The organism is Chromohalobacter marismortui, assembly GCF_004364315.1.
In the GTDB taxonomy this organism is placed as follows: domain Bacteria; phylum Pseudomonadota; class Gammaproteobacteria; order Pseudomonadales; family Halomonadaceae; genus Chromohalobacter; species Chromohalobacter marismortui.
This window is the reverse complement of the sequence record NZ_SOBR01000002.1, coordinates 31,284-48,024: the sequence shown is the minus strand read 5'-3', so window position 1 is coordinate 48,024 and position 16,741 is coordinate 31,284. Positions and strand designations below refer to the sequence as shown.

Annotated in this window: 16 protein-coding genes; 11 read left to right on the top strand and 5 right to left on the bottom strand. The window is 62.7% G+C overall.

All coding sequences use genetic code 11. The features are described 5' to 3' along the window. Positions 1 to 177: 177 nt before the first annotated feature. Positions 178 to 1,476 carry a lysine N(6)-hydroxylase/L-ornithine N(5)-oxygenase family protein gene (locus tag C8E00_RS03540; protein ID WP_133694648.1) on the bottom strand — a complete coding sequence of 433 codons (1,299 nt, stop codon included), beginning with the start codon at positions 1,474 to 1,476 and terminating at the stop codon, positions 178 to 180. A gap of 26 nt (positions 1,477 to 1,502) precedes the next feature. Further along, positions 1,503 to 2,609, bottom strand: a complete 1,107-nt coding sequence (locus tag C8E00_RS03535; protein ID WP_243833105.1) for a GNAT family N-acetyltransferase — start codon at positions 2,607 to 2,609, stop codon at positions 1,503 to 1,505. Between the two features lie 252 nt (positions 2,610 to 2,861). Here C8E00_RS03535 and C8E00_RS03530 point away from each other — a divergent pair, with 252 nt between their 5' ends. Next, positions 2,862 to 4,508: a cyclic peptide export ABC transporter gene (locus C8E00_RS03530; protein ID WP_133694646.1), complete on the top strand. Its 1,647-nt coding sequence runs from the start codon at positions 2,862 to 2,864 to the stop codon at positions 4,506 to 4,508. Between the two features lie 13 nt (positions 4,509 to 4,521). Here the strand turns inward: C8E00_RS03530 and C8E00_RS03525 are convergent, their stop codons facing one another. Next, positions 4,522 to 5,289 carry an ATP-binding cassette domain-containing protein gene (locus tag C8E00_RS03525; RefSeq protein ID WP_133694643.1) on the bottom strand — a complete coding sequence of 256 codons (768 nt, stop codon included), beginning with the start codon at positions 5,287 to 5,289 and terminating at the stop codon, positions 4,522 to 4,524. A 242-nt stretch (positions 5,290 to 5,531) separates the two neighbouring features. Here C8E00_RS03525 and fhuB point away from each other — a divergent pair, with 242 nt between their 5' ends. Both fhuB and fhuF read left to right on the top strand, forming a co-directional pair. Then, positions 5,532 to 7,535, top strand: coding sequence for a Fe(3+)-hydroxamate ABC transporter permease FhuB (fhuB, locus tag C8E00_RS03520; RefSeq protein ID WP_133694640.1), 2,004 nt, complete (start codon positions 5,532 to 5,534; stop codon positions 7,533 to 7,535). A gap of 32 nt (positions 7,536 to 7,567) precedes the next feature. Beyond that, positions 7,568 to 8,347 (top strand): siderophore-iron reductase FhuF, encoded by a 780-nt coding sequence (gene fhuF / locus C8E00_RS03515; protein WP_133694638.1) that lies wholly within the window; start codon positions 7,568 to 7,570, stop codon positions 8,345 to 8,347. 283 nt (positions 8,348 to 8,630) lie between these two features. On the opposite strand, the gene C8E00_RS03510 is transcribed toward fhuF, so the two are convergent. After that, positions 8,631 to 9,389, bottom strand: a complete 759-nt coding sequence (locus C8E00_RS03510) for a sporulation protein (RefSeq protein WP_133694635.1) — start codon at positions 9,387 to 9,389, stop codon at positions 8,631 to 8,633. Positions 9,390 to 9,630: 241 nt separating this feature from the next. On the opposite strand from C8E00_RS03510, the gene C8E00_RS03505 reads away from it, so the two are divergent. The 7 genes from C8E00_RS03505 to C8E00_RS03480 all read left to right on the top strand — a co-directional run bounded on the left by C8E00_RS03505 (position 9,631) and on the right by C8E00_RS03480 (position 14,819). Continuing rightward, entirely contained in the window at positions 9,631 to 11,373 is a 1,743-nt protein-coding gene (locus C8E00_RS03505; protein WP_133694633.1) for a sodium:solute symporter family protein, read from the top strand. 25 nt (positions 11,374 to 11,398) lie between these two features. Further along, positions 11,399 to 11,635, top strand: coding sequence for an alpha/beta hydrolase domain-containing protein (locus C8E00_RS16705; RefSeq protein ID WP_243833104.1), 237 nt, complete (start codon positions 11,399 to 11,401; stop codon positions 11,633 to 11,635). A gap of 118 nt (positions 11,636 to 11,753) precedes the next feature. Next, positions 11,754 to 12,329 (top strand): histidine phosphatase family protein, encoded by a 576-nt coding sequence (locus C8E00_RS03500; RefSeq protein WP_133694630.1) that lies wholly within the window; start codon positions 11,754 to 11,756, stop codon positions 12,327 to 12,329. 68 nt (positions 12,330 to 12,397) lie between these two features. Beyond that, the gene (locus tag C8E00_RS03495) at positions 12,398 to 12,592 is read left to right on the top strand and encodes a hypothetical protein (protein ID WP_208291873.1); all 195 of its coding nucleotides are present in this window, start codon (positions 12,398 to 12,400) and stop codon (positions 12,590 to 12,592) included. 26 nt (positions 12,593 to 12,618) lie between these two features. After that, the gene (locus C8E00_RS03490) at positions 12,619 to 13,005 is read left to right on the top strand and encodes an alpha-hydroxy-acid oxidizing protein (RefSeq protein ID WP_243833103.1); all 387 of its coding nucleotides are present in this window, start codon (positions 12,619 to 12,621) and stop codon (positions 13,003 to 13,005) included. Between the two features lie 73 nt (positions 13,006 to 13,078). After that, positions 13,079 to 14,071, top strand: coding sequence for a HipA domain-containing protein (locus C8E00_RS03485; RefSeq protein ID WP_133694628.1), 993 nt, complete (start codon positions 13,079 to 13,081; stop codon positions 14,069 to 14,071). Between the two features lies 1 nt (position 14,072). Continuing rightward, on the top strand, positions 14,073 to 14,819 hold the full coding sequence (locus tag C8E00_RS03480; protein WP_133694625.1) for an HIRAN domain-containing protein: 747 nt from the start codon (positions 14,073 to 14,075) through the stop codon (positions 14,817 to 14,819). 193 nt (positions 14,820 to 15,012) lie between these two features. On the opposite strand, the gene C8E00_RS03475 is transcribed toward C8E00_RS03480, so the two are convergent. Further along, positions 15,013 to 15,228 carry a PD-(D/E)XK nuclease family protein gene (locus tag C8E00_RS03475; RefSeq protein ID WP_166638240.1) on the bottom strand — a complete coding sequence of 72 codons (216 nt, stop codon included), beginning with the start codon at positions 15,226 to 15,228 and terminating at the stop codon, positions 15,013 to 15,015. A 470-nt stretch (positions 15,229 to 15,698) separates the two neighbouring features. Here C8E00_RS03475 and C8E00_RS03470 point away from each other — a divergent pair, with 470 nt between their 5' ends. Further along, positions 15,699 to 16,703: a TRAP transporter substrate-binding protein gene (locus C8E00_RS03470; RefSeq protein WP_243833102.1), complete on the top strand. Its 1,005-nt coding sequence runs from the start codon at positions 15,699 to 15,701 to the stop codon at positions 16,701 to 16,703. Positions 16,704 to 16,741: the final 38 nt, after the last annotated feature.

Below are 16,741 nucleotides of genomic sequence, written 5' to 3'. Positions count from 1 at the left end.
TTATGCCTGTATGTTCGAACGATTTGAAAGAATGCGTCTTGCTCAACATTGTTAATGATAATAGTTATTTTTCTCAATTGATCCCTGTGTGTCAACGCCGGATTTCTTCCCCCACAAGAGTCAATACCGCTTGGTATCGTCAGCCGCTCCGCGAGGAGCGGCCGGGTCAGTGGGGTGTCAGTTAGTGCCCATCAGCGACGGAGGCGGCGTTGCCGCATGCCTTGCGTGCTGCGGCGGTAATGTCTTGTCGAGTGCCTCGCAGATTTCCTCGGTCCGGGCGGCCAGGATCGACAGCAGCGTATCGCTCAGCCCGTGGGTCGGTTCGCAGCAGCCCTGCAGGAAGATTGCCGGCTTGAAGTGGGGCGGGGTGAACACCCGGTAGTGACGATCGACCGCAAACTCGTCTAGGTGGGGGGCCAGCGGGTCGAGCAGGGTCTTGTGCATGTCGCGCCGGTACCCGGTAGCCAGCACCACGGCGTCGTAGGTCGCGGTGTCGGTGACGCCGCTGTCCAGCTCGGTGATATCCAGCCGGATGCCGTCGTCCGCCGAGACCGCCCGGGTGACTTCATGGCGGCGGCGGAAGCGATGGCGATGATCGCCGGTGACCTTCTGCTGGTAGAAGACGTCGTAGATCTGCTGGATCAGGTCGAGGTCGGGGGCCGAGTAGTTGGTGCTCTTGTATTCCTGCATCAGCGCTTCGCGCTGGCCGGTGGGGTTGTTGAACACGTAGTCGGTGTACTCGGGGTTGAATATCTCGTTGACGAAGGGGCTGTCGTCGGAGGGCTTGAATGCCCAGGCGCGAGTGATGAGATCCGCCTGGGTGCCTGCGCGGCCATGCAGATCGAGGAAGATCTCGGCGGCGCTCTGGCCCGCGCCGATGACGGCAACTCGCTCTGGATCGTGCTGACGCTTCAGGTCCCGCAGGTAATGGCTCGAGTGGAAGACGCGCGGGTCGGCGGCGAGGTCGGCGAAGCAGGCGGGAATGTTGGGGGCGCCGCCGACGCCGACGACCAGCGAGCGGGTCAGGCGCTCGTGGCGGTTGCCGTCGGCATCCCGTGAACAGACGCGCAGCAGTTCGACGTCGTCCCCCTGTAGCTGCGGCAACACCTCGATGACCTCCTCGCCATAGGCGCAACGAGCCTCGAAGTGGGAGGCCACCCAGGCCAGGTAGTCGTTGAACTCGTGGCGACTGGGGAAGAAGGTCTGCAGGTTGATGAAATCCTGCAGGCGCTCCTTGCTGTGGAGGTAGTTCAGGAAGGTGTAGCGGCTGGCCGGGTTGCGCGGCGTGACCAGATCCTTGAGGAAGGAGATCTGCATGTGCGCGTTTTCCAGCAGCATGTCGGGGTGCCAGGCGAAGCGGGGCTGGCGTTCGATGAAGAAGGCGTCGAGCGCGTCATCGCGCTGTTCTTCGAGGGCGATGGCCAGGGCGATGTTGGAGGGGCCGAAGCCGATACCGATCAGGTCGTGGATAGGCATGAGAGTCCTCGTGGCTGAGTGGCTTGTCAGGTGAATCGTGGATCGGGCCGTGGAACCGACCCCGGGTGGGGCGGCTGGGGGATCCAACCGAGTTCGTTGAAGAACCGCTCGCGCAATTGCACGCCGAGCATGGCCCGCTTGTGGGGGAAATCGAACTCCTTGAGCAGCGCATAGCCGCACTTGGCGAGATTGCCGATCATCCTGGCGTTGTCCGCCCGGGGTTCGATCACCAGCCGCTGCGTGCGGCAGTCGTCGAGGAACAGGTAGTGCGAGATGGAGGGCAGCCAGGCGGCGACGTGGGGGCGCCCGCGGAATTCGGGCTCGCCGATCAATACGTGCCACCCCCGGTCGAAGTCGCCGGCATCGCAATGAGGCGCGATGCGATCCTCCCTGGCCCAGTAGGTCTCGAAATAGCCGAACGGTGCGTCGTCGAAGCAGCCGATCAAGGGCACGATACCGGGGGTTTCGAGGGTGCGCTCCAGGCGGATGCGGTGCTGGGCCAGGTCGCCCTCTTCCTGCCAGAAATGGGCGACTGCCGGGTCGTTCATCCAACGGTGAAAACGGTCCAGGTCACGTTCGACCTCCAGTACGCGCAGGCTCAGCGTGCGGCCCAGCCAGGGCAGGTAGCGCCGGTAGACGGTGCCGCTCGGCGTGTCGGGGCGCAGGGGGTGGCGTCTGCCCTCGGTGAACACATGGCGAACGGGGTAGGGCGGGCGCGCATCGCCAAGCCAGAGGCGGGGCTGCTGGAAGAACGCCTCCTGAGTGATGCGGGGCGGAATGTCCGGACGCCGGGATATCAGGCCGGACCGCGCCAAGCCGGGAAGCCGGGCCAGGGCGTGGGCGAGGTGCAGCGCCTGGAGGTGCGGTTGGTCGGCGAAGATCGCCTCGATGGCGGCAAGGGTTTCTCTTTCCTTCGGTTCTTCGGCGCAGGCACCGGCCCAGTCCAGCACGACGCCCTGGGCGGTGTGCTCCAAAGACCACCAGCCGCACGCGCTGCCTTGCAGATCCCGGGCGGTGAGACCCCGTGCGTCGCTGACGATCTCCAACGGGTCGCCGTCGGGAGCGGCGCGGAAAGGCATCGGTCGAGGTGGCGTCTCGGCCTGCGGCTTCGTCGCGAGATGACTATCGAACAAGTGGATGCTCCCTTGCCTGTATGTGTGGCGCGATGGGCTCGATCGCGGGTATATCCATGCAGACGGATGAGAGTGCGTCTTGTTCAGGATGTCGATGCAAATAAGCGCCCGTCGATGGAAGGCGCGGTCAGGCAAGGAGAAGGGCAGCTAGCGTGGGTAGCCGGCGCGAGCCGAATGGCGATGAGTGGCGTGTTGAAAAATTCGCCGCGCGATTCGTCTGGATAGGCACACTCCCTGCGCAATGAGGTTGCCGTGCTGCGTTACCTGATCCGTCGGTCCCGCTGGCTGATGCTGGCTGCAATGACGGCCAGCATCATGGCCGGTTTCTGCGGTGTGCTGTTGATCGTCCAGATCAATGCCGCCTTGACTGCGGACGCCGACACCCGCACCAGCATCGCCTGGACGTTCGCCCTGGTGGCGGTGGGGCTGCTGTGCAGCCGCATGGCCTCGGCCGTGCTGTTCGAGCGCCTGGGGCAGACGTGCCTGGCGCACCTGCGCCAGTTCATCGTCCGCCGCGTCATGGCGGCGGACCTGCGCCGCCTGGAGCAACTGGGGGGGCCGCGGGTGCAATCGGCGCTGTCGGAACACAGCACCAATGTGGCGCAGTTCTTCGTCAGCCTGCCGGTCATCCTGACCAATAGCGTGGTGGTGATGGGGTGCCTGCTCTACATGGCGTGGCTGTCGTGGCCGATATTCCTGGCCGCGATGGCGGTGCTGGGACTGGGGTCACTGGGCTACCACGTCGCCCATCTGCGGGCCATTCGTCATCTGGATGGCGCCTCCCGGGAGCAGGACCGGCTGTTCGGTTACTTTCGTTCGCTGACCGAAGGGGCCAAGGAGTTGCGGCTGCATCGTGGCAAGCGGGAGGCCTTTGCCACGGATGTGCTCGGTGGCTCCATCGATACGGTGCGCCGCCTGCGTACCCGAGGGATGTCGCTGTTCGTGATGTCCAACAGTTGGGGACAGTTTCTGATCTACGCCTTCATCGGTTTGGTGATGTTCGTGCTGGTGACCGATGGCGCCGGCTCGAACCGGGTCATGACCGGCTTTGCGCTGGTGTTCGTCTACATGATGACGCCCCTGGAAGGGCTGCTGATGAACATTCCGCGAGCCAACCTGGCGAAGGTGTCCGCCGCCAGTATCGAGGACATCACGCGGGATATGCCCACCGCAGAGCCGGCAACGAGCGCGCCCGTGGAACGTTTCGAACGTCTGACCCTGCGGGGCGTTACCCACCGCTACTACCATGAGCAAAGCGACGACGTCTTCGAACTGGGGCCGCTCGACCTCGAGTTCCGGCCCGGCGAGATCACCTTCCTGGTCGGCGGCAACGGCAGCGGCAAGACTACCCTGGCCAAGCTGCTGGTGGGGTTGTATCCGCCGGAGGCGGGCGAGATAGGGCGCGACGGCGAGCGCATCGAGGCCTGCAACCGCGACGCCTACCGGCAGCTGTTCTCGGTGGTGTTCTCGGACTTCCATCTCTTCGAGCGGCTGCTGGAAGCGCCGCGTGCCGAGCTTGACGCCGAAGGCAACCGCCTGCTGGCCAGGCTGCACCTGCAGCACAAGGTGCGAGTCGAGAATGGCGCCTTCACCACCCAGGCGCTGTCGCAAGGGCAGCGCAAGCGGCTGGCCCTGGTGGTGGCTTGTCTCGAGGATCGGCCCTTTGTGGTCTTCGACGAGTGGGCGGCCGATCAGGATCCGGTGTTCAAGGAGGTGTTCTACCGCGAGGTATTGCCGGAGCTGAAGCGCATGGGCAAGGCGGTGCTGGTGATCTCCCACGACGATCGCTATTTCCACCTTGCCGATCGGCTGCTGCGCCTGGAGAGCGGGCAATTGTCGTCGACCGGCTCTCTCGATACCGCCGACGAGCCAGCTTCGACCGCTGATACATCTCGCTGATGGGGCTGTCCCGTCAGTGCGCCACGGCGATGCGATGCGCACCATCGGGATGCGGCATCACGCGCATGGGCAGGCCATAGATGGACTCCAGGGTGGCGTCGTTCATCATTGCCTCCGGAGGCCCCCCGGCCAGCACTCGGCCGCTGTGCAGCGCCAACAAATGGTCGCAATAGCGCGAGGCCATGTTGATGTCGTGCAGCACGATGATCACCCCGAGCTGCAGTTCGTGGCAGAGCTTGCGCACCAGGGCCAGCACCTCCACCTGGTGGGCGATGTCCAGGGCCGCCAGGGGCTCGTCGAGCAGCAGGAAGCGGCTCTTCTGGGCCAGCAGCATGGCCAGCCAGACCCGCTGACGTTCGCCACCGGATAAGGTGTCCACCAGCCGGTCCGCGAAAGCCTGGGTATGGCTGAGTTCGATGGCCCGCTCCACGGCGGCCTTGTCCTCGTGGGTATGACGCCCCAGCAGGCCGTGCCAGGGGTAGCGGCCGAAGCCGATCAGTTCACGGCCGGTCAGGTTCTCGGCGCTGGGCAACTGCTGGGGAAGATAGGCGACCTGGCGGGCAAATTCCCGGTGGCCCCAATCGTGCAAAGGTCGGCCATCGAGTCGGATCTCACCTCGACTGGCTGGCTGCTGTTGCGCCAGCAGCTTGAGCAGTGTCGACTTCCCCGAGCCATTGTGCCCGATCAAGGCGTAAACCTTGCCTTCATCGAAGCGCTGCTCAACGGGCTGGAGCAGGCGTGTGCCGTTGACCTCGAAGGTGGCGCCCTTGGCCTCGAACATGCTGGATTCCTTGTGCTGAGACGTGATCTTTCTAGCGTAAACGAGAATCGTTATTTTTATCTACCAGCGGTTGGTTCCATGTGGCCGAATGCATGCGATCGCCTGGGAAGACGCGACAGGCAGTAGTGCGAATAAATTGCAAATGTTAAGCTTACTGATAATCGTTATTATAAAAACATGACGTAACATACAGGACACTCAGCCATGAGAGGCGGCAGGACACCGCAGGGGGCCAGCACACGATGAAAGGGGAAGCGACCCTGAACCACCACGTCACGCGTGGCTGGACACCGACGCTTGTTTGCCTGGTACTCAGTCTACCGTTGCTGGTACTGGCATGGATGGGGCTGGAGGCTCAGGGGGGCGTGGTGCTGGGGCTGAAGACGCTGATCACCCCCTCGCTGCAGAGCATCGACGAACTGACGCTGTTCTATGCCTGGTGGCCGAGACTCATGATCGCGCTGCTGGCCGGCGGCGGGCTGGCACTGGCCGGGGTGCTGATGCAGCAGGTGCTGCGCAATCCGCTGGCAGCGCCTACCACGCTGGGAGTGGCCTCGGGCGCTAATCTGGCGTTGATGGCGACGACCCTGATGGCGCCGGGCCTGGTGTCGATGGGGCGCGAGTGGGTGGCGCTGGCCGGCGGCGGATTGGCCGTGGGGCTGGTATGCGCCCTGGCCTGGCGGCGAGGGCTGGCCCCCATCGTGGTGGTACTGGCGGGGCTGGTGGTCAACCTCTACCTGGGCGCGGTGTCCACCGCGCTATTACTGTTCAATCACGAGGCGCTGTCGGGGTTGCTGATCTGGGGGGCCGGCTCGCTGGCCCAGAACGGCTGGGAAGGCGTGGCGACCCTCTGGCCGCGGTTGGCCATCGCTGGCGTGGCGGCGTGTTTCCTGCTGCGGCCCCTGGCGGTACTGGAGCTGGACGATGCCAGCGCCAAAAGCCTGGGCGTGTCGCTCAAGTACCTGCGTTTCGCCGGCCTGGGGCTGGCGGTGTTCATCACCGGCAGCATCGTCAGTGTGGTGGGCATCATCGGGTTCATCGGCCTGGCGGCGCCCAACATCGTGCGCCTGGCGGGAGCGCGGCGTCTCGGCGAGCGGCTGCTGTGGGGCACGCTGCTCGGGGCGGTGCTGCTGGCCACCACCGACTTGCTGCTGCAGCACTTCCTGGGGTCGCTGCCGATACTGATTCCCACCGGTGCCGTGACCGGCGCCCTGGGGGCGCCGCTGCTGATGTGGCTGATTCCGCGATTGAAGCTGCAGGGCAACCAGGCACCGCAGCCGACCATCGCGTTGGCGAATCGGCACGCGGCGCCGGGGCGGCTGGCCACGCGACTGGCGATCGCCCTGCTGCTGGCGGTGGGGCTCGGCCTGCTGCTGGGTCAGGGGGGGAGCGGCTGGTACTGGCTGTCGCCGGACAACTGGGCAGTCCTGCAGTGGCGGGTGCCCCGGGTGCTGGCCGCCGCCGCCAGCGGCCTGATGCTGGCCGTCGCCGGCACCCTGCTGCAGCGGCTTTCCGCCAACCCCATGGCCAGCCCCGAGGTGCTGGGCATCAGCGGCGGCTGCGCCATCGCCTTGATCCTGGGGATCTTCCTGCTGCCGTCGCCCACCAGCGGGATGCTGGTGGGGGTGGGGACCTTGGGGGCGCTGGTCACGCTGCTGGTGCTGGTGGTCCTCAACCGCCGCAGCGGCTTCGTTCCCGAACAGTTGCTGCTGACCGGGGTGGCGATCGGCGCGCTGTTCGATGCGGTGCGCAGCGTGATCCTGTCGGCGGGCGACCCGCGTGGCCAGCAAGTGATCGCCTGGCTGGCAGGCTCCACCTATTACGTCGACCTCACCAGTGCGCTGGTGGTGGGCACGCTGGCCGCGGTGCTGACGCTGTGCACGCTGCCGCTCACCCGCTGGCTGGATATTCTCCCGCTGGGGGCGCCCACGGCGCGGGCCGTGGGCATTACCCTCAACCGGGCACGGCTGCTGCTGTTGCTGCTGGTGGCGTTGCTGACGGCCTGCGCCACCCTGGTGGTGGGGCCGCTCTCCTTCGTCGGCTTGCTGGCGCCGCACATGGCCAGGCTGCTGGGCCTGACACGCGCCTATCAGCACCTGCTGGGCGCGGCGCTGATTGGAATGTTGCTGATGGTGGTTGCCGACTGGATAGGGCGCCAGGTCATCTTTCCCTTCGACATGCCGGCGGGGCTGGTGGCGGCGTTGATCGGGGGCGCTTACTTCATGTGGGGACTGCGGCGGCTGTGATGGAGGAAGGGGCATGATCCACGAGGTGACATATGGCCACTAGATGCGTATCGGCGTCGTCCTTGGATGCCTCCGCCGAGGCCCTGCTGGCGCTTTATCGACAACCGCCTCTGAATGCACTCAGGGCGCCGGGTTTCGGTCTCCCCGATGTGCCGACATGCCGGGGTGTTGAGCTGCTCGAGCCGGAGACACTGAATGGATTACTGGACCGTGTAGTGGCCGATTACGGTGTAGGAGCCGACCGCAAGGCAGCGGCCTCGCTCTGGTCGAAGTACCATCTGAGTGCCTTATCGATCCCCACGCTGGTCGCCAACTTGCTGCTGAACCAAGCGCTACCCGTGGCGTTGGACGACGTGAGAGTCAGCGTCGGTGAAAAGGGCGAGACAGCGCGGCTCTGGCTGCCCCATGGAGGGCGCCCTGTGCCCTCCCGCGAGCCCGGGGCGCGTTTCGGGGCGCTGTTCGAGGGCCATTGCCGTCCTTTGATCGACTGCCTCGCGGAACTCTCGGGCCTCTCGCCCAAGGTCTTCTGGAGCAATCTTGGCCACTACGTGGAATACGTGGCACAGACCTGCTCGCGACATCCTGATTTCAACGGGGCCGGCGATCCGCTGTTGCGCTTTTTGGAGATGCGCTTTCTGCCGGATGGCCGACGCAATCCCCTCTATCGGCCGGTGCGTTATCTCGATCTGGGCGGCGAGGCTCCGGCTCGGGTAAGGCGCTTGTGCTGCGTCAAGTATCGACTGCCCGGCGAGGCGCTCTGCGGGACCTGCCCGCTGAAGCCCGAGAACCGCCCGGTCAAGCGCCGGTCCTGAGCCCTCGAGCCGCCGGGGATCCTGGGGAAATAAGCTGTTGAAGGATGTTTGGAGCAGGAGCGTCGTACGGTGCCGTAGCGTCGCGGTCACCGACATATGCTGCCCCGTCATCGGTTTCGGAGCTCGGCCAGCGGGCTTGGCTTGTGCCGCGCTCCCGGTTTTCCATGCGTTTCGCGAGGCTGGCAGGCGGCAGTCGGCCACTGTCGCTGCGCTTGGTGTGAAGTGGCTCGCTAGCTGACGCAATGCCACCTGACCGCGTTTGCCAGGTGGCAAGACCACCCCTTCAGGACAAGGTTTGACCGAGCATGGTTTCCAGTTGGTCCTGGCTTTCATTGCCGCTTAAGCTGATACGGTAGAACTGCTCGTCGGAACCGCTCACTTCCGCCAGCATCGACCCCAGCCCACGCGCTTTGGTGTCCCGTTGAATCAGCACATCCAGAACGCCCTCTTGTGAAGGCAAGAAGGCCAGCTCGGCCTCATCCAGATGGCCGAACCGACTGCCCTGGCTCGGTTTGAACTCGAACTCCTGGATACACCCCGTCGCGGGGTTGCGGCGGGAGGCTTCCAGCGGTGCACCGTTGAGATGGAAGCCCAGTGCTTTCATGGCATTGAAGAGCTTTTCATGCAGAGCCCCGGGGCGTATCTCGAGAGGATCGCGATCGCGCGGGTCGATGGCCTTGTCGATATCGGCGCGTGTCGCTACCCAGGTCTTGGGTTGCTGGCGGCCCACCGATAGCGGTGAAAGCAGCGGTATTTCCATCGAGAATTTGACGACATGACTCTCGTCGGCAGCTACGGTCATGGGGTCGGTCAGGGCGAGACGGGCCCAGGTATGGGGTACTCGAATCTTCTTGTCATCGACCTCCTTGATCACTTCACTGATCAGGTCCAGCACGAGTCCCGAGATCTCTTGCGAGACTTTTCCGCCCTGGATGTGGATTTCACCCTCGAGCGTCTCTCCAGAGCGAATCACGCTGGACGCCAAACGTGTGTCTACCTGAGCGCTACCAATGCCGATCGCGGCCATTACCTTATCGAACATGCTTCCTCCTGGGGTGACTGCCGTTGCCCGCCAAGTATGTGAGTGCCCGGACAGTGTTGCATCTTCTGGGCTGTTTTCGACACCGCGCGATGCGCTGTTCGTTGGCTCAGGGAGGCACGGGGCTTGAATCCGAGAAAGAAAGGCGCGTCGTGTCGGTCGAGGCGGATGTCGCAACGAAGACAATGATGCGCATGCAAGTGCTTACCATGGCGGCAAATTTCAACAACAAGTGTTATTCGCCATGATCTATACCGCTGCCATCCTCATGAGCCTCGTCGGCTACTTCATTATCGGCAATCTGGCCGGCCGCCGGGTCAAGAATCTCGACGACTACCTGGTCGCCGGGCGTAACGCCCCCACGCTGATGATCCTCGGCACCCTGGTCGCCAGCTATCTGAGCACCAGCGCCTTTCTGGGCGAGACCGGTTTCGCCTACCAGGGGTATCCCTTCGTCATGCTGATCTTCGCCGCCATCAGCACCTCGGGCTGTCTGCTCGGGGCACTGGTGTTCGGCCGTTACCTGCGCCGCAGCGAGGCGCTGACGGTGCCTGAGTTCTTCGGCAAGCGCTTCGCTTCGAAACGCGTGCAGATGATCGCCGGGCTCACCACCGTATTCGGGCTGGGGGCTTACTTGCTGGGCGTGATGCAGGGGGCCGGCATCATGTTCGAGGAGCTCACCGGCTTGCCCTATTGGGCCGGGTTGGTGCTGGTATGGCTCACCTACACCGGGTTCATTCTCTACTCCGGCTCCCAGGGCGTGGTGCTCACCGACACCGTGATGTTCGTGATTTTCTCCATTGCCGCGGTGGGTGGCTCGCTCTACATCATCAGCGATCTCGGCGGCTGGTCGGGAGTGATCGAGGGGCTGCTGGCGCAGTCCGACAAGCCCGGTATCGCGCTGTGGCACGGCGTGATCGAGGGCGAAGGAGCGACCTTCTCATCACCCGGTGAAGCGCTCATCTGGGGGCTGACGCTGGGGCTGGTATGGGCCACGGTGCTGGCGGCCAGCCCCTGGCAGGCGAGCCGCTATCTGATGGCGCGCAACGAGCACGTGGTGATGCGCTCGGCCATGCTCACCGCCGTGGTGCTGGCGGTCTTCTACGCGCTGATGATGATGACCGGCGCGGCGATCAACCTCTACGATCCGACGCTCGACGGCGAGCGTGCCATGGTGTGGGCGGCGCTCAACGTGCTGCCGAGCTGGCTCGGCATCATCATCCTCACTGGGGTGTTTGCCGCCGGGCTCTCCTCTTGCTCGACCTTTCTGTCGATCATCGGCTTCAGCCTCGCCCACGATATCCTGCTGTCTTCGCGCAGCCAGCGCAGTGCCATGCGGGCCAGCCGCATCGGCGTGCTGGGGGCCGGGCTGGTAGCGCTGCTGCTGGCACTCTTCCAGCCGCCGGCGGTGATGGCCGTGGTATGGTTCGCCGCCACGCTGTTCGCTTCCTCCTGGGGACCGGTGGCGCTGATGAGCATCTGGAGCCGTCGGATTACCGCCGCTGGCGCCGGCTGGGGCCTTGGGGTCGGCTTTGTCGGCAACCTGATCTTGTCGCTGATGGTGCAGGCGGAATGGGTCTCGCTGCCCGTTTATCTCCACCCGGTGATCCTGAGTACCCTGGTGGCGCTGGTGGCGATCGTGATCGTCTCCAGGTTGACCCATGTCAGCCAGGCAGAGAGTGAGTACCGCGCCTTTCTGCACCGTAGCCCGGTGGAGAACGAGCGCAGCTGGGCGGCGGTCAGTCGACGGGTGGCCGGGGCGACCATGCTGGCCGGCGTCGCGGTGGGGGCCTTTCTATGGTGGCAGTACGCCGGCTCGCTGGCGGCGCTGGCCGGACGTTACGGCGTGGCCGATAGCGCGGTGACCGGCGCCTACCTGCTGGCGACGGGATGCGGCGTCATGCTGGTGATCGCCGGTGCGGTGGGCTTCCGTCTGGTGAGCGCACGCAGCACGAACGTCGGCGGCGCCCGCATGGCGAAGCCCTGAGTGATGATCTAGGGCTTGTCTTCTCATGGCGCGCTCGAAGAGCATTCGACGAGCACTAAGCCCGCTATGTAACTTGTCGGGCAGCTTCATTCCCTTTGGGCATGGTGACAGCGGTGACCCCAGAACCCCAATAAGCGAGCGCTATCCCACGGCACAGGCGTATCAAGAGGCGTTGAACACCGCGATTGATGGCCTCGTCGAAAAGGGGCTGATGCTTGAAGCGGATCGTTCCTGGGTGCTTGAACAAGTGCCCCGTTGGTGACTGGGGGGCTCGTTGGCGTTGCGTCTGCCCATGGCGTTTAGGGTGAGTTGATCACCTTGGTGTCGTCTGTGCCCGTCAGTGTCTACCTTTTGCAGAGTACAGCCACTGAGATCATCCTATGCCCGCTCTGCGCTACATCCTATTGATCCTGATCTTCGCCATGCCGGGCGCGCTGCCGCTCAGTGCGCAGTCCAACGAGGCGATCTGGCAGTCGCTCGAGGAAGGTGGCCTGGTGATTCTGATGCGCCATGCACTGGCGCCGGGCATCGGCGACCCGCCAGGGTTCGAGCGTGGCCGCTGCGAGACCCAGCGCAATCTTTCCCACCAAGGGCGTGCCCAGGCGCGGGCGCTTGGTGAGGTGTTCCGCGAGCGGGATATCCCCATCGGTGCGGTGTATGCGTCGCGCTGGTGTCGGGCGCTGGATACCGCCGTGCTCATGCAACTGGGCGACGTCGAGCCTGCGCCGTGGCTGGATTCCTTCTTTCGTGAACGTAGCGCGCGCGCGGCGCGCACCCGGGCCGCCCGTGAGCAGATAGCCGCCTGGGAAAAGTCAGGCAACATGCTGCTGGTAACGCATCAGGTGAACATCTCGGCGCTGGTCGGGCGCAGCGTCGGCTCGGGCGAGATGGTGGTCGTACGCCCGGCAACCGAGGGGCTGGAGGTGTTGGGCCGGTTGGACGTTCGCGCGCCCTAACCATCTGCTGCCCATTTCCTGCAACTAAATGGCGCCAATCATTCGCCCCTCAGGGGCGCGGCAGCAACATGGGTGACGGTTGCCACGACAATCCGTTTCAGGCGAACGCCGTGTTGATCAGCCTTTGCTATCGAAAAATTCGCCCGACGCAGCTTTTCGATGTGCTCACCAATACCGCCAACACCATAGCCATCGTGATGCTGGTCGCCTCAGCGACTCTTTTCACGGCGTATTCCCTACTAAGCATTCTGCACAACGGTTGAACGATGGAGCTGACATGAAAAGAAGCATGCCGCGCAGACGGCGCTACGATCAGGCACTGAGCATTGCGGAGCTTGCCGAGATCGCACGCCGACGGCTTCCGAACTTCGTCTATGAATACATTCATGGCGGCGCCGACGACGAAGTCAGCCTGCTCAACAACCGGGCTGTCTTCAACCGCTACCGGTTCACGCCCAAGACGCTGACCGATGTCAGTCAGCGGGATCTCGGCCGAGACCTGCTGGGCCACCGGGTGAGCATGCCTGTCGTGATCGGGCCGACGGGGTTCAACGGCATGATCACCCAGGATGGCGACTCCAAGTTGGCCCGCGCTGCGGCGGACCGGGGCATTCCGTTCACGTTGAGCAATGCCTCGACCGAGCCGCTGTTGGTGTTACAGTGGTTGGTAATGTGACCTTGGTCAGTGAGTCCGCGCCGCGGTGAAGCTGCTGAGGGTTTTTTGATTTCTGGGGTTGCTAAGGCATGCCATGATCGATCGTGAGGGAGTAGATCAGAAGCCGGATCAGATTATCGATATTGCGGACTGGGATACCCACCAGGATTACGAGGTCTTCCCGGTTGGGGCGCGGGATAAGTCGCTGCTTGTTTGCCCGGATCCAGCCCCCTTCGACTTTTGCATTCCCAGACACAATTATCTATTCAAGGAAGCCATAAAGAGCGCCAAAGATCCTGGCAAGCCTCGTCATCCAGAACAGTATTGGGCCGAGCTGATCGCTTTCCGCATCGGTCGCTTGATGCGGCTGACACTGCCGCCGGTGTTCGTTGCAATCGATTCGACCCGCGATGAGCCTGGCACGGTGAACGAATGGTTCATGGGTTATCCGGGCAGTGGAGAGGAGCGCCACGTCCCTGGCGGCGATTATATGCAACGCCTGATTCCCGGGTATGACCGCGAGAAGGGGCGTGAGCACAACCTATCCACCATCCTAACCGTCAGCAAGGCATTAGCACATACGGGCACGCTCACTCATGACTGGCAGGTCTACTGGGGGCTGTGTCTGTGCTTCGATGCTTTGATTGGTAACACTGACCGTCATCAGGAGAACTGGGGGCTGATCTGGAGCGAGGATGGACCAAGGGCACGCTTTACACCATATTTCGACAATGGCACCAGCTTGGGCCATGAGTTGCAGCAGCGGAAAATGCAGCGCATGATGCGCGACCCGAACGAGCTCGACGGTTACTTGCGGAGGGGCGAGCATCAGATGCGTTGGGCTAAGGGTGACCGACGGCGCCTACCACTGATCGCAGGGGTCGCCGCGTATTGTAAGCATTTTCCCGACATTCGGCCGACACTGATAGAACGGCTGCACGGGTGGTGCGAGGATGATCTAAAGACTATGTTAAATAGCCTGACACAATTTGATCTCCCACACCCCTTTACGCAGGAACGCGCTGAATTCGTTGCTTTTTTGACTCTTGAGAGGAGAGGGCGCCTGCTACAGGCTCTGGAGAACTGACATGACACGCTTTATTGAACATCTGGTGGAACCACGGCGACTGCTGCTCTACTGGCAGGCGCGCGAGAGCAAGAACCGCTCTCGCTATTGTGTGGGCCAGTTGGTAAAGCATGGCGATGACGTCTGGCTTCAGTATGGTGTTGACGAAAAGGACATGGCCGAGGCCATTGAAATGGGCTTTAAAGGCTATCCGGCATTCTCCCTGAACCGGTCAGAGCATCGACACCATGTCCTCGATGCCTTCATGCGGCGCCTACCGCCACGTAATCGGCGAGACTTTGGCCGCTATCTCGAGCTGCGTGGGATTTCCCGCGACGCTGACATAAGCGACTTCGGTCTCCTGGGATACACGGGCGCCAAATTACCCAATGATGGCTTCGAGCTGGTTCACCCCTTCGATGAACCGCCCACAGAGTTCGAGATGCTGCTGGAAGTGGCTGGCTTTCGGCATGAGGCGGAGATCGGCGTTGCTCAGTTGCAGGCAGGAGATCCGGTTCGCTTCGTTCCCGAACCTGATAATACCTACGATCACTTGGCTATCCGCATCGAATCGCAGGGACGCAAGCTGGGTTACGTACCGCGAGGGCAGCTTGAGATGCTGCATCGGATGATAGATCAGGGGGCCAGTTTGGAAGGCTTGGTGTTTCGCATCAATGGCACCGATGACCGCCCCTTGGTCTATGTATTGACGAGCGTCACCCAAGACCAGTCGGCGATAACGAAAACCACCCAGCGGCTGGAAGCCTAATCAGCCATCAATTGCTCATAGCCCGGTCGTTACCATTCCGATTGGCCCTCGCGAGAGCGAGGGCCAATTTGCATCGATGCGATAACAACGCTTGAGCAGGTTTACTGGCTCGTTATGCCTGCCACCACCGCCTCGGCCATTTTGCAGCCGTGCGCTTCCGGCCGATACTGGCTGTTCTTGGCGGAGATCATGATCACCCGCGCGGTTCGGCTGGGAAACTCCGACGCCGCCCGCGATACTTGTTCACCTGCTCGGCCGAGAGCGGCGCATGCACCTTGTGCTCGAAAAGTAGGGCGCCGCCCGGCCACTGAGCGAGCATGTCGAGGCGCGCTCCCGGATAGGGCGCTTGTGTCTCCCAGGTGATGTCCTGATCGGCATTGGGCAGCTCGATGCGTTCCGCGTCCGGCACATGCGCATGACGGTGTCGAGAAAGGCAACGGCCACTTCGCGGGAATTCCGCAGCAGCCAGTCGAAAATCTCGGTGAGGTAATCCTCGAGGCTATCGCGGCCTTCTCGGGGGCGATAGCGGCGGAGGCTGACCAGCAGGGAGTCGTCCATCAATGCAGTCCTGGCAGTAAAGGGAAGGGGCGCCATGTGTCACGGCGCGCAAGGCGCGTAAAGGTACCTCGCAAAGGGCACGATCCCAAGCCCGGTGGTCATGGTGAAGGATCATTGCGAAGGGCCATCGCGAAGGAGCCATCGCTCCCTCCTGACTTGCACGCCTCGGCCTTCCTCTCCATCGCCAGCACAAGCGTCAGACGTTCGTGTTTAGACAAAAGTCTTTCTAGGCGCTCCACATATTGAATACTAGTATATCAGTCGGCTCCATAGAGAGCCTTCGATGCCAGCGCCTGTATCAGCGAACGGAGAGCACAACAAATGACATACTCACTCCCAGCCATCATAGGCCGCACTCTGGTTGGTTCCGCATTGGTGGGAACGGCCATGTTTGCCGGAAATGTTTACGCACAAAGCACGGCGACCATCAAGGTCGCGAGTTACTTCGCGGAAGATCATCCTCAAAACGTGGCCATCCGCGAAAAATTCAAGCCGTATGTCGAAAGCCATTCCGACATGCAGGTGAAGATCTATCCCAACAGCTCGCTCGGCGATGAGCGGCAATACACCAATGGCGTCAGAACCGGCAGCATCGAAATGGCGATTGCCGGAATGGGGCTGCAGACCGCCAAGCCGCAAATCGGGTTTCCCGAGTGGCCCTTCCTGTTCGAAGACTATGATCAAGCGCAGTCGATGCTGAATGGTCCTGTCGGCGAGAAGATCGATCCCTATTTCCGCGAGCTGGGAGTGGAGCCCCTGGCGTGGACGGCGAATGGGTTCCGGGTTTTCTCGAGCAAGGAAAAAATCGACAGCATGGACGACTTCGATGGCTTCAAGCTGAGAATGCCCAACCTGGAACTGTACGTGGACGTGGGGCAGGCGTTAGGCGCCAACGTGCAGACCATGGGCATGTCCGAAGTCTACCCGGCGCTCGAGCAGGGGGTGATCGATGGACAGGATAATCCTCTCGCCACGCTGTATCGCTCGGGATGGTACGAGGTGCAGAACAACGTGCTGGAAAGCCGGCACATGTTCAGCCCCAACGTGTATCTGATGAACCAACAGTTTTACGACAATCTGAGCGATTCAGAGAAAGACGTCATCCAGGAGGCCTCTCGCCAATCCATGGAAATGGAGTGGAATTTGATGCGTGAGTCCGCTTCGGATATCAAAGATAAACTTGAAAAGGCTGGCCTGGAAGTGACGGAGCCGAGCCAGGCACTTCACGATGAAATGGTGAAAGCCGTTCAGCCGATCTATGACGACTTTTACAGTCAGTATGATTGGGCTGAAGACATGGTGAACATGGTACGTGAAGGCTCCTGAGGTTCGTCATACGCATGCCATGCGAACTCCTGGAGTTC

Excerpts from the sequence above, each read along its gene's own strand:
- C8E00_RS03540 (WP_133694648.1), bottom strand. The coding sequence starts at position 1,476 with ATGCCTATCCACGACCTGATCGGTATCGGCTTCGGCCCCTCCAACATC.
- C8E00_RS03525 (WP_133694643.1), bottom strand. The coding sequence starts at position 5,289 with ATGTTCGAGGCCAAGGGCGCCACCTTCGAGGTCAACGGCACACGCCTG.
- fhuB (WP_133694640.1), top strand. The coding sequence starts at position 5,532 with ATGAAAGGGGAAGCGACCCTGAACCACCACGTCACGCGTGGCTGGACA.
- fhuF (WP_133694638.1), top strand. The coding sequence starts at position 7,568 with ATGGCCACTAGATGCGTATCGGCGTCGTCCTTGGATGCCTCCGCCGAG.
- C8E00_RS03510 (WP_133694635.1), bottom strand. The coding sequence starts at position 9,389 with ATGTTCGATAAGGTAATGGCCGCGATCGGCATTGGTAGCGCTCAGGTA.
- C8E00_RS03505 (WP_133694633.1), top strand. The coding sequence starts at position 9,631 with ATGATCTATACCGCTGCCATCCTCATGAGCCTCGTCGGCTACTTCATT.
- C8E00_RS16705 (WP_243833104.1), top strand. The coding sequence starts at position 11,399 with ATGGCGCGCTCGAAGAGCATTCGACGAGCACTAAGCCCGCTATGTAAC.
- C8E00_RS03500 (WP_133694630.1), top strand. The coding sequence starts at position 11,754 with ATGCCCGCTCTGCGCTACATCCTATTGATCCTGATCTTCGCCATGCCG.
- C8E00_RS03495 (WP_208291873.1), top strand. The coding sequence starts at position 12,398 with ATGGGTGACGGTTGCCACGACAATCCGTTTCAGGCGAACGCCGTGTTG.
- C8E00_RS03490 (WP_243833103.1), top strand. The coding sequence starts at position 12,619 with ATGCCGCGCAGACGGCGCTACGATCAGGCACTGAGCATTGCGGAGCTT.
- C8E00_RS03485 (WP_133694628.1), top strand. The coding sequence starts at position 13,079 with ATGATCGATCGTGAGGGAGTAGATCAGAAGCCGGATCAGATTATCGAT.
- C8E00_RS03480 (WP_133694625.1), top strand. The coding sequence starts at position 14,073 with ATGACACGCTTTATTGAACATCTGGTGGAACCACGGCGACTGCTGCTC.
- C8E00_RS03470 (WP_243833102.1), top strand. The coding sequence starts at position 15,699 with ATGACATACTCACTCCCAGCCATCATAGGCCGCACTCTGGTTGGTTCC.